General features: G+C 51.2%; 19 protein-coding genes. 8 read left to right on the top strand and 11 right to left on the bottom strand.

Annotated elements, in window-relative coordinates; all coding sequences use genetic code 11:
- Positions 1-5 precede the first annotated feature (5 nt).
- Together katG and C5610_RS07045 are read right to left on the bottom strand one after the other, a co-directional pair.
- The gene (gene katG / locus C5610_RS07040) at positions 6-2,171 is read right to left on the bottom strand and encodes a catalase/peroxidase HPI (protein ID WP_105306556.1); all 2,166 of its coding nucleotides are present in this window, start codon (positions 2,169-2,171) and stop codon (positions 6-8) included.
- A 140-nt stretch (positions 2,172-2,311) separates the two neighbouring features.
- Entirely contained in the window at positions 2,312-2,737 is a 426-nt protein-coding gene (locus tag C5610_RS07045) for a DUF3293 domain-containing protein (protein WP_105306557.1), read from the bottom strand.
- A gap of 140 nt (positions 2,738-2,877) precedes the next feature.
- Here C5610_RS07045 and C5610_RS07050 point away from each other — a divergent pair, with 140 nt between their 5' ends.
- From C5610_RS07050 to C5610_RS07075, 6 genes are all read left to right on the top strand, one after another.
- Positions 2,878-3,195: a hypothetical protein gene (locus tag C5610_RS07050; protein ID WP_105306558.1), complete on the top strand. Its 318-nt coding sequence runs from the start codon at positions 2,878-2,880 to the stop codon at positions 3,193-3,195.
- Positions 3,196-3,398: 203 nt separating this feature from the next.
- Complete coding sequence (locus tag C5610_RS07055) at positions 3,399-5,018, top strand: BCCT family transporter (protein ID WP_262340066.1); 1,620 nt, start codon at positions 3,399-3,401, stop codon at positions 5,016-5,018.
- A 51-nt stretch (positions 5,019-5,069) separates the two neighbouring features.
- On the top strand, positions 5,070-6,926 hold the full coding sequence (locus tag C5610_RS07060; protein ID WP_105306560.1) for a DUF294 nucleotidyltransferase-like domain-containing protein: 1,857 nt from the start codon (positions 5,070-5,072) through the stop codon (positions 6,924-6,926).
- Between the two features lies 1 nt (position 6,927).
- Positions 6,928-7,665, top strand: a complete 738-nt coding sequence (locus C5610_RS07065) for a 3'-5' exonuclease (protein ID WP_105306561.1) — start codon at positions 6,928-6,930, stop codon at positions 7,663-7,665.
- A 100-nt stretch (positions 7,666-7,765) separates the two neighbouring features.
- Positions 7,766-9,763 (top strand): methyl-accepting chemotaxis protein, encoded by a 1,998-nt coding sequence (locus C5610_RS07070; protein ID WP_105306562.1) that lies wholly within the window; start codon positions 7,766-7,768, stop codon positions 9,761-9,763.
- Positions 9,764-9,859: 96 nt separating this feature from the next.
- Positions 9,860-10,468 (top strand): hypothetical protein, encoded by a 609-nt coding sequence (locus C5610_RS07075; RefSeq protein WP_410054406.1) that lies wholly within the window; start codon positions 9,860-9,862, stop codon positions 10,466-10,468.
- A 13-nt stretch (positions 10,469-10,481) separates the two neighbouring features.
- Here C5610_RS07075 and C5610_RS07080 read toward each other — a convergent pair whose 3' ends face one another.
- From C5610_RS07080 to C5610_RS07105, 6 genes are all read right to left on the bottom strand, one after another.
- On the bottom strand, positions 10,482-10,739 hold the full coding sequence (locus C5610_RS07080) for a hypothetical protein (protein ID WP_105306564.1): 258 nt from the start codon (positions 10,737-10,739) through the stop codon (positions 10,482-10,484).
- A gap of 43 nt (positions 10,740-10,782) precedes the next feature.
- The gene (gene prpF, locus C5610_RS07085) at positions 10,783-11,961 is read right to left on the bottom strand and encodes a 2-methylaconitate cis-trans isomerase PrpF (protein ID WP_105306565.1); all 1,179 of its coding nucleotides are present in this window, start codon (positions 11,959-11,961) and stop codon (positions 10,783-10,785) included.
- An 11-nt stretch (positions 11,962-11,972) separates the two neighbouring features.
- Entirely contained in the window at positions 11,973-14,570 is a 2,598-nt protein-coding gene (acnD, locus tag C5610_RS07090) for a Fe/S-dependent 2-methylisocitrate dehydratase AcnD (RefSeq protein ID WP_105306566.1), read from the bottom strand.
- Between the two features lie 28 nt (positions 14,571-14,598).
- A complete protein-coding gene (gene prpC, locus C5610_RS07095; RefSeq protein WP_105306567.1) occupies positions 14,599-15,723 on the bottom strand; it encodes a 2-methylcitrate synthase in 1,125 nt (374 codons plus the stop codon).
- 110 nt (positions 15,724-15,833) lie between these two features.
- Positions 15,834-16,712, bottom strand: a complete 879-nt coding sequence (gene prpB / locus C5610_RS07100) for a methylisocitrate lyase (protein ID WP_105306568.1) — start codon at positions 16,710-16,712, stop codon at positions 15,834-15,836.
- Complete coding sequence (locus C5610_RS07105) at positions 16,709-17,407, bottom strand: GntR family transcriptional regulator (RefSeq protein WP_105306569.1); 699 nt, start codon at positions 17,405-17,407, stop codon at positions 16,709-16,711. Before C5610_RS07105 ends, prpB begins: the two co-directional genes overlap by 4 nt.
- A 199-nt stretch (positions 17,408-17,606) precedes the next feature.
- Here C5610_RS07105 and C5610_RS07110 point away from each other — a divergent pair, with 199 nt between their 5' ends.
- Both C5610_RS07110 and C5610_RS07115 read left to right on the top strand, forming a co-directional pair.
- Entirely contained in the window at positions 17,607-18,377 is a 771-nt protein-coding gene (locus C5610_RS07110) for a TerC family protein (RefSeq protein ID WP_105306570.1), read from the top strand.
- Positions 18,378-18,509: 132 nt separating this feature from the next.
- Positions 18,510-20,063 (top strand): peptide MFS transporter, encoded by a 1,554-nt coding sequence (locus C5610_RS07115; protein WP_105306571.1) that lies wholly within the window; start codon positions 18,510-18,512, stop codon positions 20,061-20,063.
- A 79-nt stretch (positions 20,064-20,142) separates the two neighbouring features.
- On the opposite strand, the gene C5610_RS07120 is transcribed toward C5610_RS07115, so the two are convergent.
- From C5610_RS07120 to C5610_RS07130, 3 genes are all read right to left on the bottom strand, one after another.
- A complete protein-coding gene (locus C5610_RS07120) occupies positions 20,143-20,604 on the bottom strand; it encodes a hotdog fold domain-containing protein (protein ID WP_105306572.1) in 462 nt (153 codons plus the stop codon).
- A gap of 10 nt (positions 20,605-20,614) precedes the next feature.
- Entirely contained in the window at positions 20,615-22,423 is a 1,809-nt protein-coding gene (locus C5610_RS07125) for a tetratricopeptide repeat protein (RefSeq protein ID WP_158682673.1), read from the bottom strand.
- 108 nt (positions 22,424-22,531) lie between these two features.
- Positions 22,532-24,757 (bottom strand): NADP-dependent isocitrate dehydrogenase, encoded by a 2,226-nt coding sequence (locus tag C5610_RS07130; protein ID WP_105306574.1) that lies wholly within the window; start codon positions 24,755-24,757, stop codon positions 22,532-22,534.
- Positions 24,758-24,783: the final 26 nt, after the last annotated feature.

Below are 24,783 nucleotides of genomic sequence, written 5' to 3' on the forward strand. Positions count from 1 at the left end.
GTGCCTTAAACATCAAAGCGATCGGCATCCATTACTTTCACCCAGGCTTTGACGAAGTCTTTTACAAACTTCTCCTGGTTGTCGTCCTGCGCGTACAGTTCCGAATACGAGCGCAGAATTGAGTTGGAACCGAACACCAGATCCACCCGTGACGCCGTCCACTTAACCTTGCCGGTCTTACGGTCGCGTACTTCATAATGATCACCCGCTTTTTTCCAAACGTTATTCATGTCGGTTAAGTTAACAAAGAAATCATTGGTTAACACACCAACACGATCGGTAAACACGCCCTGTTTGGATTCACCGTAATTCGCGCCCAACGCGCGCATACCACCAATCAGCACGGTCATCTCCGGCGCCGTCAAGCCCATCAACTGAGTGCGATCGAGCAGCAGCTCTTCAGCCGGCACCTGATAGTCCTTCTGCAGGTAGTTACGATAACCGTCATGCAATGGCTCCAGCGGTGCAAAACTCTCGGCATCGGTCATCTCATCGGTTGCATCACCGCGTCCCGGCGTGAACGGTACTCTAATATCGTAACCGGCATCTTTAGCGGCTTTTTCCACCGCCGCCGTGCCACCGAGCACGATCAAATCAGCAATGCTGACGTCTTTATCGAGCGACTGGCGAACCTCTTCCAGTACCTGCAATACTCGTTGCAGTTTCTCCGGCTCATTACCGTGCCAGTCTTTCTGTGGTGCCAAACGAATACGTGCACCGTTAGCGCCGCCACGATAATCTGAACCGCGGAAGGTACGCGCGCTGTCCCAGGCCGTAGAGATCAATTCATATGAGCTGAGGCCACTGTCAAGCAACTGCTGTTTAATACCATCAACCTCGGTGTCGCTCAACTGATAATCGACTTTTGGAATCGGGTCCTGCCAGATTAAATCTTCCGCCGGCACATCCGGCCCCAAATAACGATCTTTGGGTCCCAAATCGCGGTGCGTTAACTTGAACCAGGCACGCGCAAACACATCAGCAAAGTAATCCGGATCGTTATAAAACTTCTCGGCTATTTTGCGATACGCCGGATCCACCTTCATTGCCATGTCGGCATCGGTCATGATCGGGTTATGCCGAATAGACGGATCTTCGACATCAACGGGCTTATCTTCTTCCTTAATGTCGATGGGTTCCCATTGCCAGGCTCCCGCTGGGCTTTTCTTCAACTCCCACTCGTAATTAAACAGCAAGTAGAAGTAGCCGTTATCCCATTGGGTTGGGTTGGTGGTCCACGCGCCTTCGATGCCGCTGGTCACGGTATCACGGCCCATACCTTTACCGCCGCTGTTGCGCCACCCGAAACCTTGCTCTTCGACATCGGCAGCTTCCGGTTCTGGTCCCAGATTTTCTTCCTTGCCGTTACCGTGACATTTACCGACGGTATGCCCCCCGGCCGTTAAGGCAACGGTTTCTTCGTCGTTCATGGCCATACGGGCAAAGGTCTCACGGACATCCTGAGCGGTTCTCATCGGATCCGGATTACCGTCAACGCCCTCAGGGTTCACGTAAATAAGCCCCATTTGCACGGCCGCTAATGGATTTTCCAGCGATTCACGTTGTTCATCCGAGCTGTAGCGATTTTTGGTTTCAGCCAACCATTCTTTCTCGCTGCCCCAGTAAATATCTTCTTCGGGATGCCAAATGTCCTCACGCCCACCGGCAAATCCAAAGGTTTTCAAACCCATCGACTCATACGCCATGTTACCGGCTAAAATAAACAAGTCGGCCCATGACAATTTGTTGCCGTACTTTTTCTTGATCGGCCACAGTAACCGCCGCGCTTTGTCGAGGCTGACGTTGTCCGGCCAACTGTTCAACGGCGCAAAGCGTTGGTTGCCGGTACCGCCGCCACCGCGGCCATCGGCCAATCGATAAGAGCCTGCCGAGTGCCAGGCCATACGAATCATTAGACCGCCGTAGTGACCCCAGTCAGCCGGCCACCAGTCCTGGCTGTCTGTCATCAGGTCTTTAAGGTCTTGCTTTAATTCTTCCAGATCGATTTTTTTAAATTCTTCAGCGTAATTAAAATCCTCGTCCATTGGATTTGCTTTTCTGTCGTGCTGCCGCAGAATTTCCAGTTTTAGCGCGTTCGGCCACCAATGGGTATTGCTTTTGCCTTCATTGGTCATGCTCCCGTGCATGATTGGGCATTTACCTGCACTCATATGATTCCTTCCTTTGTTGTTTAAATCGTTGTCTAAAATTCGTTGATGCTGACGATTAGCTACGTCAGTAAACCGTAATTAGATTTATAACAGCTGCTAAGCAATTGACCAAAGTAATTAAAGCGGTCGTTTTAATCGACTCAAGCGATGAATGAGTCAACGACAACGACTTCAGCGATGAACTCCGGCGCTGGCATCCACACGACCGCATGCTGATCAAACCCTCTGGCCAACATACTTAACGCCTCCATCGATAAATTAGCAACCAAAAACCCTATTTCATCGGGCCATTGTTGATTTGGATCCTGTGCCACACTGGTCGCCATGATGTCAGCGCCGGGCACCGCATGGATTGCCGTTCGCAGGCGTTGGTGTGCAGCGGCATTAACCGCGTCGGAAACCCTATGACTGCGCGGGTTATAACCGGTAATGATACTGAGCGACCGAATAGCTGTTGCGCTTTTAAGTAGCGCACGCGCCGACTGACCGATGCGAACCGTAACCGGCGGTTGAGTGTCGATAACATAGTTGGTGGCTTGATAAGCCTGCATCAGCTGTTTATCCATTACCTATAACTCCGAACATTTATCACCGTTAGTTCGGTGATTATTTGTAAAAAATCGGTAAGACTCATTGGACAACGCCCACTTTCGCCTAAACTCAATGAGGCATAGCGGTAAAGTGTCATCCTTAAATAAGGCGAAACATGCGCGTTCAACAACGGTCAATCATTGTACTTTTTGTGCTCTCCTTGAGCTCGTGCGAGTTTCCGCGCGCGGCCGAGGATTATCTGCATAAGCTTGAGCAACTGGCAAACAAAATTGAACAACTGGCCGACCAGCAGCGCATCTGTATGAGTGCCATTACCAAACTTGAACAACGCTACGATTATCTGGCTCCGGGCAAAAACAGTTACCTCGAATTTGACTTTACCGATCAGGAAGCGGAACGCTTCGAGCAGCTCAACCGCCGCATCGAACAGGCCAATCGGAAAATTGTTCAAAAAGGCAACGCTGACTGTTAAATGGGCTAGCGCTTTGTAAAAAATTCATTGAGATCTATCGGTCCCCCTCTATACTGAATTTGTAAACCTATGTAATCTATTTAGAATAGTTTGCGTAGTATTGTTTACACTTATTACAAAGGGGATAAGGAATGACCAAAAAAGAAGAAGAAGTGCTCGCCGGAGAAAAAGATCTGGAGCGCGAGCGCCAGGCAAATGACCCCATGATTCCGGACGGTGAGGTCAATCCCATCAACACCGACTACCAAGTAGGACAAGACAACGTGGTGATGAAAATCGGTCCGTTTGGACTGGACTTTCATAACCGAGTTTTCGCCATTTCTGGTTTAGCGATTGTCGCGTTCGTGTTGCTGACACTGATGTTTCAGAACAGCGCCGAACCGATGTTTACCGGCATGCGCAACTGGTTAACCGGTAACCTTGACTGGTTCTTTATTATTGCCGCCAATATTTTTGTCATCCTCGCTATCGTATTGATATTTACACCGCTAGGACGCGTGCGATTGGGTGGTACTGAAGCGACGCCGGACTTCTCATACCTTGGCTGGTTCTCGATGCTGTTTGCCGCCGGTATGGGTATTGGCCTGATGTTTTACGGTGTCTCCGAACCAATGTCGCATTTTAGTACGGCATTGGGTGGCACCAGTATGGAAGACGGTGTGCGCACCGACTGGGCGCCACTTGGCGGTGCCGGCGGTAATGAAGCCGAAGCAATGCGCCTGGGCATGGCGGCCACCATTTTCCACTGGGCACTGCACCCGTGGGCCATTTATGCCATTTTGGCATTGGGACTGGCATTGTTCTCGTTCAACAAAGGCCTGCCGCTGACCATCCGCTCAATTTTTTATCCGATTCTGGGTGAGCGTGTATGGGGCTGGCCTGGTCACATCGTTGACATCATTGCCATCTTAGCAACGCTGTTTGGCCTCGCGACATCGCTTGGTTTGGGGGCATCGCAAGCCGCCGCCGGTCTTAACTTCCTGTTTGACCTGCCAAAAGGTGAAACCACTCAGGTATTACTGGTTATTGGTATTACCGCGGTTGCACTGATGTCTGTATTGGCTGGTCTTGAAGCCGGTGTTCAGCGTCTGTCGCAAGCCAACATGCTATTGGCGGCGCTACTGATGTTGTTCGTCATCATTGTCGGCCCTACCGTTGCTATTTTCACGGGCTTCTTTAACAACCTGGGCGCGTATTTAGTCGAGTTGCCGGCACTGTCAAACCCATTCGGCCGGGAAGATAAGAACTTTGTCACCGGTTGGACGGCCTTCTATTGGGCGTGGTGGATTGCATGGTCACCGTTTGTCGGTATGTTTATCGCGCGGGTTTCACGTGGTCGTACCGTGCGTGAGTTCCTGATATCGGTGTTGATCATTCCATCGGTTGCCTGTGTCTTCTGGATGACCGTGTTCGGTACCGCAGCCATGGATCAATTCCTGGCCGGCGCGAAAGAAATTGCTGATGCAGAACTGGCATTGCAATTGTTCGTCATGCTCGAGGGATTACCGTGGACCGGTATTACGTCGTTCATCGGTATCATTCTGGTCATGGTGTTCTTTATCACCTCGTCGGATTCTGGTTCACTGGTGATTGATACCATCAGTGCCGGTGGTAAAGTTGAAGCACCGGTACCACAACGCGTGTTCTGGTGTACTTTTGAAGGTCTGGTAGCCATTGCCCTCATCCTCGGTGGCGGACTGGTTGCCTTACAAGCCATGGCCGTGTCAGCGGGCTTGCCATTCACTATTGTGCTATTGGCCTCCTGTTTTGCGGTTGTTCAGGGCTTGCGTTCTGAACCGCGAGTTGGTAAAACCAGCAAATAATCGAAAAAGCGACACCCAGCGTTGGGTGTCGCACCTACTTAAGGTGCTTATATGGAAGCTGAGCACGTCGAAATCCTCAATTTTCTACGCCGATTTCCACCCTTTAATGAACTGCCCGAAGAAGAACTCAGCATTGTCGCTCAGCACACCAGCGTCGGCTACTTCAAAGCAGGAACACAGATACTGGAGTTCAATCAGCTGATTGACTCTTTGCATGTGATTCGCAGCGGTTCCATCGAAACCTATCAACGCAATGGCGAGTTATTTAACCGACTCACCGAGGGCGGTTTTTTTGGTGAAGCCGGGCTACTGCGTAAAGGGCGTGTCCGCTATCCGGTGAAAACCATTGAAGACACGTTAATCTACTACATTCCCGGCGAGCTGTTTAATCGCCTATACGACCAATACGATGCCTTTGCCGATGCCGTCGAGGTGGAAGAGCACCGTCGTGTCAGCCATGCCGTAAAAGAGCGTGAAAGCCGCAACAGTTTGCTGTCTGCCCGTGTCGAAAAGCTCATTGGTCGTGAACCGGTAGCGATCGATAAAAGTGCCTCTATTCGCGAAGCCGCTGTCAAAATGACCGACGAAAAAGTGTCATCACTGCTCATCTACGATGAGACTCAGCGCGATAAGCCGGTAGGTATCATTACCGACAAAGATCTGCGCAAACGCGTGCTTGCCAGTGACAAGGATCCTGCCGCGCCAGTCGCTGACATTATGTCCAGCGATTTGGTTTTCGTACAGCACGACCAACGGGTATTTGAAGCCCTGTTGACCATGCTGCGCACTAACTTACACCATTTACCGGTGCTTAACCGCAGCAAGGTCGCTGGGGTTATCGCCTTGTCCGACGTTGCCCGGCATGAATCGCAAAGCAGTCTATTTGTGGTATCCAGTATCTTCAAACAAAACAGTATTGAAGAGCTGTCGCAACTGGTTCCGGACGTGCACAGAAGTTTTGTGCGGATGGTCGAGGAAGATGCCAATTCGCGCATGATCGGCTCTGCCATGGCAACCATTGGCCGTAGTTTTAAACAACGCCTGCTGGAACTGGCGGAGCAGGAATACGGCCCTCCGCCGGTGCCCTACTGTTTTCTCGCGTTAGGTTCAATGGCCCGCGATGAACAAACGGTGGTGACCGATCAGGACAACGCCATGATTCTGGACGACCGGTTCGATCCCATCGAGCATGACGAGTATTTCCTGAATATCGCACAGTTCGTCTCCGACGGCCTCAATGCCTGCGGCTACACTTATTGTACCGGTGATATCATGGCGACCAACCGTGAATGGCGGCAGCCGCTCTCTCATTGGAAGCGTTATTTCACGGATTGGATTGAGAATCCGTCGCCGAAGAAGTTATTGCATTCTTCAATTTTCTTTGACTTAGACGGCGTCCATGGTGAAACCCAGTTCGCTGATGCATTAAACCGTTTAATTCGAGAGAAAGCACCGCGCAACAAACGTTTCCTCGGCTCAATGGCGAGAAACGCATTGAACCGTACCCCACCCCTCGGCTTTTTCAAAGATTTTGTCATGGAAAAGGACGGTAAACACCGCGACAGCATCAACACCAAACGTCGTGGAACCGGCCCGGTCGCGGATTTGATTCGGGTGCATGCACTGGCGATTGGCTCAGCCCAGCGCAACTCGTTCGCTCGTCTCGAAGACATTGTGAAAGCCAATATTTTACCCAAAGGCCGTGGCCCGGATTTGCGCGATGCGCTGGAGTTAATTTCTATGGTACGCATTCGCCATCAGGCGCTGGCACTTGAAGCCGGTGAGATTCCCGACAATAACGTCGCACCGGAAGACCTGTCCGATTTTGAGCGGAAAAACCTCAAGGACGCCTTCCAAATTCTCAGTAATGCGCAAAAATACCTGCGTTATCGCTATTCGGGAAACTAATATGCTGTATTTAGCCCCACAAAAGGACAAACAGCATGACCGCCAGCCGTTTAATTGGCCTAAACGCTTCGCTGATCTGGCTCAGCGCGCCAAACATCCGGCCTTAAAACGGTTTTATCAACAGGGTATCGCAGCCGCTGAAACACCGATCAAAGAGGTGCCAATGGTTGCGGTGGATTTCGAAACCACCGGTCTTGATCCCAGACAGCACGGCATCATCAGTATTGCCGTTATCCCAATGACGCAACAACGTATACACCTCAATGAGGCCCAACAATGGATTGTTAAACCGCGTCGTAGCCTTACCGAAGAGTCCATTACCATCCACGGTATTACCCACAGCGCCATTGCCGAAGCACCGGATCTCTCAAACATTATTGAACCGTTGCTGGAAGCCGTAGCCGGTAAAGTCTGGGTGGTGCATTACGCGGGCATCGAACGGCCATTTTTACAGGATGCTTTTGTCGAGCGCCTTAAGGAGACGATTCATTTCCCCGTCATCGACACCATGGCGATCGAAGCACGGTTTCACCGGACCCGGCGCAGCCTGTGGGATAAGATCACTGGTAAAAAGCCCGCCTCTATTCGACTGGCCGACAGCCGTGACCGTTATAACCTGCCATTTTACGCGCCACACGACGCCCTGACTGATGCCTTAGCCTGTGGCGAATTATTGCAGGCACAAATTGCCCACCATTACGACGCCGACACCCCACTCGGCCAGATTTGGTTACCCTAGTCTATACCTCCCTGGGGTTACCCACGAAACCTAAGTGACGCATTGAGATACCCTGTTGTATCCTATGGGGTCATTTAGTAACGCCAGAGCAAGAGGGACTATGAACTGGTTACGAAATCTTTCCATGCGCAATAAACTGCTACTGTTGGTATTGCCCACCCTGTTGCTTATGATCATTCTGGCCGCAAGCAATGTACTAACCACTTACAACCGTTACCAGGAAGCACAAACCGTCGAGCGCTTTGCCGATCTTACGGTGGCCAGCGCACCGGTGATTACCGCATTACAACGCGAGCGCGGCTTAAGCGCATTGACCATGGCGTCCGGCTTTGCCAGTGATAACGTCCAACAGTTGCGACAGCAACGCCAGCAGACTCGCGACGCCATCCAGCAGTTTATCGCCAGTGCACGACAAATAGCGCAGACGCTGGACTTAACCCCACAAACCCAGGCGCGTATCGATAAGTTACAAACCATCGCCCTTGATGACTGGCGCCGTCAAATCGACAGTGGTTCCATGCAACGCTCTGCCATGCTGCGTAACTACACTCAGCTGATCAGTTCCGTCATGGGTCTGATTGATGACGTTGTCAGCGCGTCAACGGACGCTCAGGTCGTCCGCCAACTGAGTATTTATTCGTTAATTGCCAACGCTGCCGAATCAGCCGGCCGGGAGCGCGCCAGTATTGCTGCGTACCTGGCGGCAAAACAATTTACCATTGACCACCTGACCGATTTGCAACACTATGCCGGTCAACAACAGGCGCTCATCGATAATGCCTATTACATCGCGAACGCCGAGTTACAGCAGACGATTGATGCACTGAGAACGTCGGCAGAACTTAACGCCGTGAATCAGCTCCGCGCGCAGCTCACCGATCGTCAGGTTTTTGAGCGTGTCGACAGCCGCCAGTGGTTTGACGCCAGCACCCGTTATATTTCGTTAATACACAGCAAAAATCAGCAGGTTCTCGCCAGTGTCAGCGCTCAGGTCAAGCAAACCGGCGAACAGACGCTGCAGTCATTGGTGATTATGTCGCTGCTGACTATCACCGTCATCCTGGTGATTATTGCGCTAACGGTATTAATTCTGCGTGGTATCTACAGCCAGGTGTCGGAACTACTGCGCGGTATCGATTTCGTCATGACTCACAAGGATTTGCGTCGTCGCGTGGAAAGTAAAAGCGCAGACGAGCTCGGCCGGATCGGTAAAGCATTTAACGAGTTGCTGGCTAAATTCAGCGATTCGCTGCAGAAAATTGACCAAATGAGTGTTCAGCTTGCCACCGCGACCGAGGAAACCAGTTCGACAGCGGAACAAAATGCCGAACAAATTGGCAAACAGCAAAAGCAGATTGAACAGGTTGCGACCGCGACCGAAGAAATGAGTACGACAGCAGAAGAGATCAGTGAACACATCCAACGCGTTGCTGATGCGGCGGACAATTCACTGCAGAGTAAAGAAAAAGGCGCTGCCGCAGTGCGCGAAAGCATCACATCAGTACGCGCGCTGGCACAGGCCATCGGCCATGTCGGAGAGGTCATTACGCAATTACAAACCCGTAGCGTTGATATCAACCGCGTCATCGATGTGATTAACAATGTGGCTGAACAAACCAATCTACTGGCCCTCAATGCGGCCATTGAAGCGGCCCGAGCCGGTGAACATGGTCGTGGTTTTGCGGTCGTTGCGGACGAAGTACGACAGTTAGCCAGCCAGACCCGTAACTCAACCAACGAGATTGCTGAGATGTTAGCAAGCTTCCGTTCACTGTCGGACAACGCTTATGACAGCGTTAACCAAAGCCAGTCAATTGCACAGGCAACCGAGGAGCAGGCGCGCGAACTGGATAATGCGTTCCAGATTATTGCTGCCGACATCACCAGTATTTCCGAGATGTCCACGCAGATCGCAACAGCCTCGGAAGAGCAAGTTGCGGTCACTAAAGACATTGCCAATAACATGGAATCGGTCAATGAGGTGTCGTTACTGACCTTAACCGGCTCTCAGGAAATCCAGGCAGTCACCCAGGATCAGGCCAAAGCAGCCCGCACCCTGCAGGATTTGGCGATGGAGTTTAAAACGGCCGACGCTTAAGCAAATAATCCGTAAAAAAACTGGTCAGGTGCACGTGTTCATGTCAGCGTTAAACCGGTAACATGATTCAATCTACGATCAGCTATTGGGTTAAACATGAACAAATTGATATTGATGGCGTCTGCTTTGATTACTTGCGCGAGTCTGCCGGTCGCAGCTCAACAGGTGGTAAAACCGGCTCCGCGAGTGACGACTCAGGCTCAGGCCGATTTTTTTGCGGCGATTAATCAACATTGTGGTAAAGCATTTGCCGGCGAAGTGACGGTCGATACGCCGGCCAGTGACGGCTTTGAAGGCCCGCTCATTATGCACGTGCGCAAATGTGGTGACCAACGCATTGAAATTCCGTTTCACGTTGGTGATGATCATTCGCGCACCTGGATCCTCACGCAAACCGGTTCCGGCATCAGTCTAAAGCACGACCACCGTCGGCCCGACGGTAATTACGATCCGCTGACCATGTACGGGGGTCATACGGTTGACCGCGGCTACGCAAGCGCTCAATCGTTCCCGGCTGATGCCTATTCAAAAGAGCTGTTTATTGAACTGGGCGCACCGGAATCCAACCGTAATATTTGGCAAATGTACATTGCAGAAGATACCTTCACCTATCGGCTGATCCGTGAAGGGCGGGAATTCCGGGTCGATTTTGATTTGACCTCACCGGTCGACACACCACCTACGCCATGGGGTTACGCTGACTGAACATTATGGTGGGTTACTTTATTCTATCCTGCCAATGCGTATTTTTATTATCACGCTCCTCGCGTTCCATCAGCAGCAGTGTGAGATAAATTTTTGTCGGTAGCGAGAGAATAATCCCGACCGCATTCATAGCAGCACCCAGAATGTAACCACGAAAATCAATGTTGTCATTGCCAAACGTGACAATAAGAACAACATGACCCAGTAAAATCAGAGTGATACCGGTAATCATTGCTGTTTTCAGTAGTTTTATCTGGGTGCTTTGTTGCATTATTTTTTCATCAATACTCCGAATGGTCGCGCCAGAGCGCGACCTAGAGTACGTCACCGGGTATGCGCACATGGCCTTCCATCAATACCCGCGCGCTGCGGCTCATGATGGCTTTAACGGCTGTCCACTGCCCGTTTACCTGTTTACATTCCGCGCCAACCTGCAGCGTGCCCGACGGATGACCAAAATTAACCAGGGTACGATCGCCACCACCGGCGGCCAGATTAACCGTGGTTCCGGGAATTGCTGCGGCTGTGCCAATGGCTACAGCAGCGGTGCCCATCATCGCATGATGCAATTTGCCCATCGACATGGCACGCACCAGTAAGTCAATTTCGTTCGCTTCGACGACCTTGCCACTGGATGCGGCATAGCCTTTCGGTGGTGCGACAAAGGCCACTTTCGGTGTGTGCTGCCGCGCCGCTGCCTCACTGACGTCGTTAATCAGCCCCATTTTAACCGCGCCATAAGCGCGAATGGTTTCAAAACGCTCCAGCGCAGCCTCATCACCATTAATGGCTTCCTGCAACTCAGTACCGCTGTAACCAATATCCTCGGCATTCAGGAAGATGGTCGGAATACCGGCATTAATCAGGGTCGCTTTGAGCTTACCGACACCCGGAACGTCCAACTCGTCGATCAAATTGCCGGTCGGAAACATCGACTCGCCGTCTGCTGACGGAACCATAAATTCAACCGCAATCTCGGCTGCCGGAAAGGTAACGCCGTCCAGTTCGAAATCGCCGGTTTCCTGAACTTCACCGTTGCTGATCGGAACCTTATTGACGATGGTTTTACCGATATTGGCCTGCCAGATACGAACCTCACAGATACCGTTTTGAGGGATTTTATCCGCATCAATCAAACCGTTTGCAATGGCGAAAGGCCCCACTGCTGACGACAGATTGCCGCAGTTACCACTCCAGTCAACAAAGGGTTTATCAATGGATACCTGACCAAACAGATAGTCCACATCGTGTCCGGGTTGAGTGCTTTTTGAAACAATCACCGTTTTACTGGTGCTTGAGGTGGCTCCGCCCATGCCATCGGTGTGCTTAGCGTAAGGATCCGGACTGCCGATCACCCGCAACAACACCGCATCACGGGCCGCACCCGGTTGCTGCGCTGCTTCGGGAAGATCCTGCAGCCGAAAGAATACGCCCTTGGAAGTACCGCCACGCATATAGGTGGCGGGAATCTTAATTTGCGGTTTATGTGCCATACGACGACTCCTTAAACAGCCTCGGCTTCTAAAAAGTCCTGGGCAAAGCGCTGCAGAACACCACCGGCTTCGTAGATAGAAACCTCTTCTTTGGTGTCCAGACGGCATTGAACCGGCACCTCCAACTGCTCGCCATTGGCACGATGAATAACCAAGGTCAATTCGGCACCGGCGGCAGGCGTGCCTTTCACATCAAAGGTTTCGGTTCCGTCGATGTTCAGCGTTTTACGCGTGGTACCCGCTTCGAACTGCAACGGTAGAACGCCCATACCAATCAGGTTGGTACGATGGATCCGTTCGAAGCCTTCCGCCACAATCACCTCGACGCCGGCCAGGCGTACACCTTTCGCCGCCCAGTCCCGTGAGGAACCCTGGCCATAATCGGCACCGGCAACAATGATCAGCGGTTGCTTCTTCTCCATATAGTGCTCAATGGCTTCCCACATACGCACAACTTGGCCTTCCGGCTCGATCCGCGCCAGCGAGCCCTGTATCACCTCGCCGTTCTCATCGCGAACCATTTCGTTAAACAGCTTCGGATTCGCGAAGGTTGCGCGCTGTGCGGTCAAGTGATCGCCACGGTGGGTGGCGTAGGAGTTAAAGTCTTCTTCCGGCACACCCATTTTCGCCAGGTACTCTCCGGCGGCGCTGTCGGCCATGATGGCATTCGACGGCGACAAGTGATCGGTGGTGATATTATCACCCAGTACCGCTAACGGTCTCAGTCCTTTCAGCGTGTTCTCACTGACAAATTCACCTTCCCAGTATGGCGGCCGGCGAATATAGGTGCTCATTGGACGCCAGTCGTACAGTGGGTTGGTCTTATCACCGTAGTCCACGCTCAGGTTAAACATCGGGTCATAAACTTTGCGGAACTGCTCCGGCTTAACGCTTTGTTTGACGATTTGGTCAATTTCTTCATCGCTTGGCCAAATATCTTTCAGCGTCACCGGATTGCCATCGGGATCATAGCCCAGAACGTCTTTTTCGATATCAAAGCGAATGGTTCCGGCAATGGCGTAGGCGACCACCAAGGGTGGTGAAGCCAGGAAAGCCTGTTTGGCATACGGGTGAATACGGCCGTCAAAGTTCCGGTTACCCGACAGCACCGCCGTCGAGAACAAGTCACGGTCGATGATTTCCTGTTGGATGTTCGGATCCAACGCCCCACTCATACCATTACACGTGGTACAGGCAAACGCGACCACGCCAAAGCCCAGACTCTCCAGCTCTGGTAGCAGCTCCGCTTCTTCCAGGTACATTTTTACGGTTTTCGAACCCGGTGCTAACGAGGATTTTACCCACGGTTTACGGGTTAGTCCCAGCTTATTGGCGTTGCGGGCAATAAGGCCAGCCGCAATCATGTTACGGGGGTTACTGGTATTGGTACAGCTTGTGATCGCCGCAATGATAACGGCACCATCAGGCATTTTGCCGTCTTCGGGCTGCTCAATGTGCTTGGCTACGCCACGAGCACTTAATTCAGCCGCCGGCAACAACGCGTGCGGGTTCGACGGTCCGGCCAGATTACGTTCAACCTTCGACAGGTCAAAACGCAGCACACGTTCGTACTCAACATGCTTCAGGCTGTCACTCCACAGACCCGTTTCTTTCGCAAATTTCTCAACCAGCGCAACCTGGTCATCATCACGACCCGTCAGTTTCAGGTAATCAATGGTCTGCTCGTCGATATAGAACATCGCCGCCGTTGCACCGTACTCCGGAGTCATATTGGAGATGGTTGCACGATCACCAACCGTCAGTGCGTCAGCACCCTCTCCAAAGAATTCCAGGTAGGCACCCACCACGCGCTCGCGGCGCAAGAACTCCGTTAATGCCAATACCAAGTCGGTACCGGTGATGCCCGGACGTAACTTGCCGGTTAATTCGACACCGACGATGTCCGGCAGGCGCATGTAGGATGCGCGGCCAAGCATCACGCTTTCAGCTTCTAAGCCGCCAACACCGACCGAAATCACGCCCAGCGCGTCCACCATCGGGGTGTGACTGTCTGTACCAACACAGGTGTCGACAAACGCGACGTTATCGCGAACTTGCACCACCGGCGACATCTTCTCCAGGTTGATCTGGTGCATGATGCCGTTACCGGGCGGAATAACATCCACGTTTTTAAACGCGGTTTTAGTCCAGTTAATAAAATGAAAACGGTCGTCGTTACGGCGGTCTTCGATCGCACGGTTCTTTTCAAAGGCGTCTTTTTCAAAACCGGCGTGTTCAACCGCGAGCGAGTGGTCGACGATCAACTGCGTCGGTACTACCGGGTTCACTTTGGCCGGATCACCGCCCTTCTCAGCGATGGCATCACGCAGACCGGCCAAATCCACCAACGCCGTCTGACCCAAAATGTCATGACAAACAACGCGTGCCGGAAACCATGGAAAATCATGTTCGCGTTTACGATAAATTAACTGCTCGAGGGATTGTGTCAAAATTTCCGGTGGACAACGACGCACCAGATTTTCTGCTAACACCCGCGACGTATAAGGCAATTTATCGTAGGCGCCGGGTTCAATCGCTTCAACGGCTGCCCGAGTATCGAAATACTCGAGCGTGGTACCGTTTAGCGTTTTACGGTATTCAGAATTCATACAACTCTACCTGTTTGTTAACAGCAAATTAGCGATCGCCGATGGCCGGCACCGGACGGGCTTCTGGACCCGTGTAGTCCGCTGATGGACGGATGATACGGTTGTTGGCGCGCTGTTCTTTTACGTGCGCGGTCCAGCCGGTCACTCGTGACATAACAAAGATAGGGGTAAACAGTTTGGTTGGAATGCCCATGTAGTTGTAGGCTGAGGCATGGAAGAAATCCGCATTCGGGAACAGTTTCTTCTCGCGCCACATCACTTCTTCACAACGCACAGACACATCGTACAGGCGGCTGTCGCCAACTTCTTCAGACAGTTTCTTCGACCACGCTTTTATGATGTCATTGCGAGGGTCGAATTCACGGTAGATGGCATGACCGAAGCCCATGATTTTTTCTTTACGCTCCAGCATCCCCATCAGGGTTTTTTCAGCATCGTCAGCATCTTTCATGTTTTCGATCAGTTCCATCGCGGCTTCGTTTGCACCACCGTGCAAAGGTCCACGCAAGGAACCGATGGCACCGGTCACACAAGAATGGATATCCGATAGCGTTGATGCACATACGCGCGCGGTAAAGGTTGATGCATTAAACTCATGCTCTGCATAAAGAATCAACGAGGTATTCATGACGTCGGCGTGCAACTGAGACGGTGCTTTGTCGTGCAACAGACGCAGGAAATGTGCGCCAATAGAATCTTCTTCTGAGTCAGTGTCGATACGTACGCCGTCGTGGGTAAAACGGTACCAATACAGGACGATGCCAGGGAACGTCGCCAGCATGCGTTCAATATGGTCATCCGCCTGATCGAAGCTGGTTTCGGTTTCTAAGTTACCCAGCATCGAGCAACCGGTACGCATGACGTCCATCGGGTGGGCTGTTTTCGGAATCCGCTCAAGCACGTCTTTCACTTCTTGCGGTAACACACGCAGCGATTTCAAACGCTTGCGGTATTCATCTAACTGTGACTGAGTCGGCAGTTCGCCTTTGGCCAGAAGATAAGCAACTTCTTCAAAGCTGACCTTTTCTGCCAGTTCTTTGATGTCGTAACCACGGTAGGTTAAGCCCGAGCCGGTTTTACCGACGGTACATAATGCGGTTTCGCCTGCTGATTGTCCGCGCAAACCTGCGCCACTGAGTTTTTTATCTGCCATGATTTGATTCCTTCTTAATTTGTTATTGATGCTTGCGCCAAAGGCGCAAGCTACGTAACTTTTCTATGACTTGCGCCATAGGCGCAAGCTACACTAGCTTATCGGGTGACTTATTTTTTAAATAACTGGTCGAGTTTTTGCTCGAAGTCATGATAGTTCAAGAAGTCGTAAAGTTCGGCACGCGTCTGCATGTCGTCCACCACGGCTTTCTGATCGCCGTGCTCTAAAATACTATTGTAGACATTCAGCGCGGCTTTGTTCATCGCGCGGAAAGCACTCAGCGGATACAACACGATTTCGACACCGACCTCTGCCAATTCCTGTTTATTAAACAGCGGCGTTGCACCAAATTCTGTAATGTTAGCAAGCACCGGCACATCCAGTGCGTCGGTGAAGGCTTTATACTGATCCAGCGTATGCACCGCTTCCGCAAAAATGGCGTCAGCCCCGGCTTCGACACAAGCTTGTGCACGTTCAATAGCTGCTTCAAGGCCTTGTTGTTGTAACGCGTCGGTACGCGCCATGATCAAAAACTGATCATCAATACGGGCATCCACCGCCGCTTTGACGCGATCAACCATTTCTTCTTGAGTTACGATTTCTTTGTTCGGGCGGTGACCGCAACGCTTCTGCGCGACCTGGTCTTCAATATGGAAACCCGCAGCACCGGCTCGTGTCATTTCTTTCACCGTGCGGGCAATATTAAACGCACCACCCCAGCCGGTGTCAGCATCAACTAACAACGGTAAATCACTGGCTCCGGTGATACGACGAATGTCTTCACACACATCGTTCAATGAAGTCATCCCCAGATCCGGTAAGCCGAAAGACGCATTGGCAACACCGGCACCGGACAGATAAAGCGCCTTATGACCGACTTTTTCTGCCATCATCGCTGTGTACGCGTTGATGGTACCAACGATCTGCAATGGCTTCTCATCGGCGATAGCGTGGCGCAATTTGGCGCCTGGACTGTGTAGTTGAGTCATGATACTTCCTTATGTGCTGATAGTTTTTGTTCAATGTTTTTACGTGACGCGCTAATGTGTCGGCGCATCAATAAATCGGCAAGCTCGCCATCTCGGTTGGCGATGGCGTTAATGATCGCTTTGTGCTCATCAAAGGCTCGTGACACACGTGGCCCATTCATGCCCAGTTGTACCCGGTACATACGCACCAAAAAATACAACTCATCACAGAGCATGTTGATGAGGTACTGATTCTTGCTCGCTAAGATGACGCGATAATGAAAATCGACATCACCCGCTTCCTGATAATAACTTTCACCCTCACGCACTCGCTGACTGGCCAGATGTTGCTCGAGTAATTTGGACAACGCCTCAATTTCTTCGTCCGCCATCCGCTCCGCGGCCAAACGACAGGCTAACCCTTCCAGTTCTTCACGTATTTGATAAAGCGCAATTAAGCCGTCATACGTTAGCGTAACAACACGGGCTCCGGCATTGGGTGTGCGTTCTACCAGGTGGCAGCGTTCCAGTCGCGCAAGCGCTTCTCGTAACGGCGCGCGGCTGACGTTAAACTGCTTGGCCAGTCCGGTTTCGGTAATTTTACTCCCGGCCGGCAGTTCGCCTTCTACGATAGCCTGTTGCACCGCGAGTAATACGCGATCGGCCGATGTCACCGGCTGATTCAGGTGGTGTTGTGGATCGTATACGAGATTCATGTTTGACGTCTGCCACCTTGCTTGTCGACAATAAGTATAAAGAATAGCCTTAATGACGGTTGATTTCAATCGCACTCCACAAGATTGTCGACAATTAAGAAGAATTGTCAGTATCAAACAACACGCCGCTTGTCGAACCCGCCGTTCAGTCGCATAGTATGCAACATCATCATTGGTTAACCACTTGTTAGGGATCGTTATGTTTGAATGGATTTATATGCCGGAGGCGTGGATTGCCCTTGCCACCCTGACCGCACTGGAAATCGTATTGGGTATCGATAACATTATTTTTATCTCCATTTTGGTTGGCCGTTTGCCGGAGTCGCAGCGTGACCGCGCCCGCACCATTGGCTTAACCCTGGCGATGGTATCGCGACTGTTGTTGCTGTTCTCACTGACCTGGATTATGACGCTGACACAACCCTTGTTCAGCGTGCTCGAACACGATATTTCCGGCCGCGATCTGATCTTGTTGTTGGGTGGTTTGTTCTTGTTGGCAAAGAGTACGCTCGAAATCCATCACGCCCTGGAAGGTCCGGAAGACAACAAACAATCGGTTGTGGGCGCATCCTTTGTGTCAATACTGCTACAAATCACGCTACTGGATATTGTCTTTTCACTGGATTCGGTCATTACCGCCGTTGGCCTCGCTGACCATTTAAGCGTGATGGTGATTGCTGTTGTCATTTCGGTAGCCATCATGTTGTTGGCTGCTAAGTCGGTTAGCCAATTTGTCGAACGCCACCCGACCATAAAAATGCTCGCGCTCAGCTTTCTTATCTTAATCGGTATGACGCTGGTCGGCGAAGGGCTCGGCTTTCATGTACCTAAAGGCTATGTGTATTTTGCCATGGCGTTTTCACTGGCTGTCGAAATGCTCAATATTAATGTGCGTAAGCGCCGTAAAGACGAGCAACCGGTGCACTTACGGAAAGCAATACCCGGTGACAAACAACTCAAAAACGATTGATTTCGTCGTTTCCGGTTCCAAAATCCGGCGCTGGCTAGTAAAGTAAGGCGTCATTTTTCGGCTCCTACTTTAGTCGAATACATTGCTAGTTAGTTAAATAGTTGTTTTTAAATAACAAATTGGATAACAAGAATGGATCCTAAAAATATCGTTGATAAGGATGCAAGTTTCTTCGGTCAGCCGGGCGGCTTGCAAACCTTGTTTTTCACGGAGATGTGGGAGCGCATGAGTTATTACGGCATGCGCGCGCTGTTAGTACTATTCATGACGGCAAGCCTGCAGGAAGGTGGTTTAGCCTTAACGGTTGCTTCTGCGACCGCTATTTACGGTTTATACACCGGTGCTGTTTACTTTATGGGGCTGCCGGGCGGCTGGATTGCTGACCGTTTGTTGGGTGGTCAACGAGCTACCTGGTATGGCGGCATCATCATCATGCTGGGTCACATCGTACTGGCGATTCCAAGCGAAGCCGGCTTTTTTATCGGTATGATCCTGGTGGTACTGGGTACCGGTCTGCTTAAGCCCAACATCACCGCGATGGTCGGCCAGCTATACAGCTCCGATGACGATCGTCGTGATGGCGGTTACACCCTGTACTACATGGGCATCAACATCGGCTCAATCATCGGTTACTTTGTTACCGGTTACCTACAGGAAACTGCCGGTTACCACTGGGGCTTTGGTGCAGCAGCCGTCGGTATGGCACTGGGTCTGATCCAGTACAAATTGACCCAACCAAAACTGAAAGGGGTTGGTGCCGAGCCACCGAAACCGTTGAGCCCTGCCGCCGCCAAACGCAGTTGGGGCATCATCGTTTCGTTGTTGATCATGCTTGCCGTGGTCACTTTCATGGCGCTGACTGATGCCATCGTGATCGACCCAACCGCGGTCGCTGAAAACGTTGCCATTATCTTTACGGTTATTTTCTTTGCCTATTACCTGAGCATTTTCGTGTTCGGCAAACTGACGCGCAGCGAGATGAAGCGTCTCGGAGCCTTGTTTTTGGTGTGTATTGCCTCAACCATGTTCTGGGCCGGTTTTGAGCAGGCAGGCTCTTCCTTTAACCTGTTCGCCCGTGATTTAACCGACCGCATGATTGGCGATTTTGAGATCCCGACGACTTGGTTCCAATCGCTTAACTCAATCTTCCTGGTCACCCTTTCGCCGTTCTTCGCAGCGCTTTGGATTAACTTAAGCAAGCGCATGATCAACCCGTCTTACGGCTTCAAGAGTGCCCTGGGTCTGATCATTATGGCAACGGGCTTTATCGTGATGTTTTTCGCGTCACAAGCGGCTGCCAGTGGCCTCAAGGTTGCGCCCTACTGGCTGGTTGCGGTTTACTTTATCCACACCGTGGGTGAATTATGCTTAAGCCCAGTTGCACTAAGTGCGGTCAGCAAACTGTCACCGAAACGGATGGCCGGTCAGCTGATGGGTGTGTTTGTGTTAACCTACGCCATGGGCAACGTCATTGCCGGTTTGTTGGCGGGTGGCCTCGACCCTGAAAACCCTCAGGCAATGCCTGAACTGTACTGGACCATTTTTGTGTTCGGAGTCAGTGTCGGTGCGGTGGTCTTTGTATTGGCGCTGTTTACCCGTAAATGGGAAAAACTGGCACCGGACGATGGTGAAGATGACCATCCGGGCGCCGTCATTGACGCGAATGAACCGGTCGGCAAACCTTAACGAGTTGACTCTCATCACGCAAAAGGCCAGCATCATGCTGGCCTTTTTTGTGCGTCGTTGATGCCGCCGGCTAGCGCGGTTACTTTTTAGCCGAAATATAAATAATGATCTGACCTTTAGCCACCAAGGTGCCGTCATCTCGACGTGCTTCTACCGTAATCGGTTGATCCCCGACTTGCCAGGTAGCAGGGGTGGCTGTCGCTTCCACCGTTACATCGGAAGTGGTTTTTGCCAGATACTCGACATTCATCCCCTTCGGCAACCAGCGTAACGAGGCAGGAATCGATGCTTCTGCCAGCGCCCCCATTGCCATTTCCATGCCATTACACACCGCAATGGCATGCACGGTACCAATATGATTTTGTACCGCTCGGCGTTTTTTAAAGGTCAATCGGCAATAATTGGGCCGTAACTCCTCGATATAGGGTTTAATCGACGCGAAGTACGGTGCTTTGCGCGCAAACATAACCGAAAACAACCATTTACCCGCCGGGTATTTGGTGCACTTGTGGTACAGCTTTAGCAAATAGTTATCGCTCATTGTTGCTCCATCACGACGGCATAATGTCGCAGGGTATGGTCATACGTTCATCGTCGCTTTCAAACGGGATGGTTCCGTGCCAGCAAAAGCTCGGAAAAATCACACACATTCCCGGTTGCGGACAAACCGCCAGATCAATCGATTCTTCATCCCCCAGGTTAAGTGACGTCTGGCCAAACTTAATCCAGCCTTTGCGCTCGGGATCATCCTCACGAACGTCGTTGGGCACCGTCAGATAGGTACACATCGACAGCCAGCCCTGCGGATGAACGTGGTTGGTATGAAAGCCCTGACTCGATAACTTCACCGACCAGCTTCCACTGAAATGATAGCGACCGGTATGCCGGGCAGTCACCGGATGTTTGGTATCCGCAGGAAGGTTAGCGAGGTAATCATCAATGAACTGTTGCAAGCTCTCTTTATAGGCCTGAATAACCGGATCCTTCATCGACAATAACGCGCCGACCGTCTGCGTTCCCCCGCGAACCGATTGATCCAGCGGCTGATGTTCGGTTTTATGCAAAGCCTTAATGCGAGCGACCAGTCGTTCCCAAAACTGCTCCAGTGAATCATAGCCCGGCGGTGTTGGTAACTGCCCCACTTTGATGTAAGTGTCATAGTCATTTAAATAACCGGCTTTTTCGGTGTCCCCTTTTAGTTTCCAGCATAACCCTTTGAAGGCGTGCACTTCCTGATCCAACGGGCGATTTTCATGCGCCCGGTCCAGCAACGCCAACGCCTCATCGTAGCGCGCCTGACGCAGATACACATTGGCCAGGTCGATCAGATAACGAGGGTGTCGTGGTTGTTGTTGCACAGCCTGCTCTAGTTGCTCCTCAGCAGCTTTCAGATCGCCCGCTCGCAAGGCCATCGATCCTCGCATATGGATAAGACTGTGGGTGTTACCAAACTGATCCAAATAATCGTTTAGCAAGCTATCGGCTTCTGATGTACGTTCTGCCCGGTAAAGATGTGAAAGATACGAATAGACTAAAGCAAGTGACTGTGGCTGTTTTGCCAACGACTGCTTAAACGAGCTTAGAAACTGAGCTTGCCGACCATGTTCCCAATAAAGCTTATTCAGCGCCTCGTGCGCCGGGACAAAGTCATTCTGCTGTTCAATCGCCTGCTGCATCAATTGTTCGGCATCATCAAGCTGTTCTTCGTCATAGGCAAGACAGCCAAGCTGAAATAACCGCTGCGCTTCGTTAAACTTCCCTTTCAGCGCTTGTTGGATGCTACGTGCCTGGTCAACCTCTTCGGCGTAACGATGCACCAGTGCCTTGTTGAAAAGTAACGTCGGTTCATCAGGCCACTGCCGCAGCGCCTCCGTGAACGTCTGCTGCGCTTGCGGATAGAGCTTGTACTCAAGTTCGGCGCGACCTTTTAGAATCCATGCCTTCAGATAGTCGCTTTTCAGCGCTAATGCCTTAGCTGCGGCATGTTTGGCCGCTAAATAATCCTGGCATTGATAGTGAACGGAAGCCAGGTTATACCAAGCGTCGATCAAACCGTCATTAAGTTTTAGCGCGCGCAGATAATATTGCTTAGCTGCCCTCAACTGCTGACTCGACTGCAAAAAGTTTGCAAAATTGGACAACACAGACGGTTGATTAGGGTTAATTGCCAGGCTGCGCTCGAAGTAATCCAGCGCCCGACCCGGATCGGACTGTTTCGTCGCTAGCGCGAGTAAATGCAAAATATCAGGGTGATTGGGTGACTGTTGATCCAGCTGCGAAGCAATGCGTTCAGCTTGTGCAAATTGCATCTGTTGCAGCGCAGCAACGGCTTGTTGAAACTGCTGTGCTAATTGAGACATAGAGAAATTGTTATCGTTGTCGTGACTTCTTGTTAACAATAACATAATTTCTACAAAAAAAGGGGCAGTAAAACTGCCCCTCTTGTTACGTCATTTTCGGCAACCCAGTTACAGGCTCGCCAACGCCTCGTTCAATACCTTACAAGGACGCATTGCAGCCGATACTTTTTCCGGGTTTGGCTGGTAGTAACCACCGATATCGACTTTAACGCCCTGAACACCATTCAGCTCGTCGATGATCGCCTGCTCGTTAGCGGCTAACTGATCAAACAATTTACCGAATCGTTCTTTCAGCTCGGCATCATCATTTTGATTCGCCAACGCTTCAGCCCAATACATCGCCAGATAGAAGTGCGAACCACGGTTATCAATCTCACCCACCTTACGAGACGGTGATTTGTTCTCTTCCAGGAACTTCGCCGTAGCTACATCAAGACTGTCTGCCAGAATTTGCGCACGTTGATTATCAAACGTACGGCTTAGGTGCTCCAGCGATGCCGCCAATGCCAGGAATTCACCCAGTGAATCCCAACGCAGGTGATTCTCTTCAACAAACTGTTGCACGTGCTTCGGTGCTGAACCGCCGGCACCCGTTTCGAACAGACCACCACCGTTCATTAACGGCACAATCGATAACATTTTAGCCGAGGTACCCAGCTCTAAAATCGGGAACAAATCGGTCAGGTAATCACGCAGTACGTTACCGGTAACAGAAATGGTGTCTTTACCCTCTTTCACGCGTTGCAGTGTATGACGCGTGGCTTCAACCGGAGCCATAATCTGGATATCCAGGCCATCGGTATCGTGCTCTTTCAGATAAGCTTCAACTTTCTTGATCAACTGAGCATCGTGAGCGCGATTGCTGTCCAACCAGAATACCGCAGGCATACCGCTTAAGCGTGAACGGTTAACCGCCAGCTTAACCCAGTCGCGAATCGGTGCGTCTTTCACCTGACACATACGCCAGATATCACCCTGACTTACATTGTGTTCAAACACCACGTCGCCAGCCTGGTTTAGGACTTTCACCACACCGTCAGCAGGAATTTCAAAGGTCTTATCGTGCGAACCGTATTCTTCGGCTTTTTGCGCCATCAAACCAACGTTCGGTACCGTGCCCATGGTCGCTGGATCAAACGCACCGTGTTCTTTACAGAAATTGATGGTTTCCTGATAAACACCGGCATAGCAACGATCAGGAATCATGGCTTTAGCGTCTTTCTGACCGCCGTCGGTGTCCCACATCTTACCTGAATCACGGATCATCGCCGGCATCGATGCGTCGATGATGATGTCACTTGGAACGTGCAGGTTGGTGATACCTTTGTCTGAGTTGACCATCGCCAGTTCTGGCTGTTTTGCGTACACGGCATTTAAGTCAGCTTCGACAGCATCACGTTGTTCCGGCGTCAGTTTGTCCAGTTTGTTGTACAAATCGCCAATGCCGTTGCTTGGATCAAACTCGATGTCTTTCATCAAGTCAGCATGCTTTTCCAGTACGTCTTTAAAGTAAACACGAACCGCATGACCAAACATGATCGGATCAGATACTTTCATCATGGTTGCTTTTAAGTGCAACGACAACAGCACGCCCTGCTCTTTCGCCGCAGCCGTTTCTTTTTCAAAAAACGCCTGTAATTGCTTTTTGCTCATGACAGCAGCGTCAACCACTTCGCCGGCCAATACCGGCACCGCATCCTTCAATACCTGCTGTTGACCATTGGCTTCCAGCACGATCTTAAAGGTATCGTCCTTAGCTGAGGTCAGCGACTGTTCACTGCTATAAAAATCACCATCGTTCATGTGTGCGACGTGAGACTGCGAGTCCTTTGACCAAGCGCCCATACGATGCGGGTGTTTTTTCGCATAGTTTTTAACCGCAGCTGGCGCACGGCGATCAGAATTACCTTCACGTAAAACTGGATTTACCGCGCTGCCTTTCACTTTGTCGTAACGCGCACGAATGTCTTTTTCTTCGTCAGTTTGCGGGTCAAACGGGAAGTCTGGCAGTTTATAACCTTGTGCCTGTAACTCTTTGATGCAGGCTGTCATTTGCGGGATTGACGCACTGATGTTTGGCAGCTTGATGATGTTCGCTTCTGCGGTTTTCGCCATTTCGCCTAATTCCGCCAACGCGTCTGACTGACGTTGTTCTTCGGTCAGGTACTCGGGAAACTGCGAAATAATACGACCTGCCAAAGAAATATCACGGGTCTCTACGGCAACGCCGGCTGCCTTGGTGAAGGCTTTAATAACGGGCAACAGCGAGTAAGTTGCCAGGCGGGGTGCCTCGTCCGTTTCGGTATAAATAATCTTTGCTTTATCAGTCGACATAGTCATTCCTATTGATTGGACCAAAG

The sequence above is a fragment of the Idiomarina sp. OT37-5b genome (genome assembly GCF_002968395.1).
GTDB lineage: Bacteria > Pseudomonadota > Gammaproteobacteria > Enterobacterales > Alteromonadaceae > Idiomarina > Idiomarina aquatica.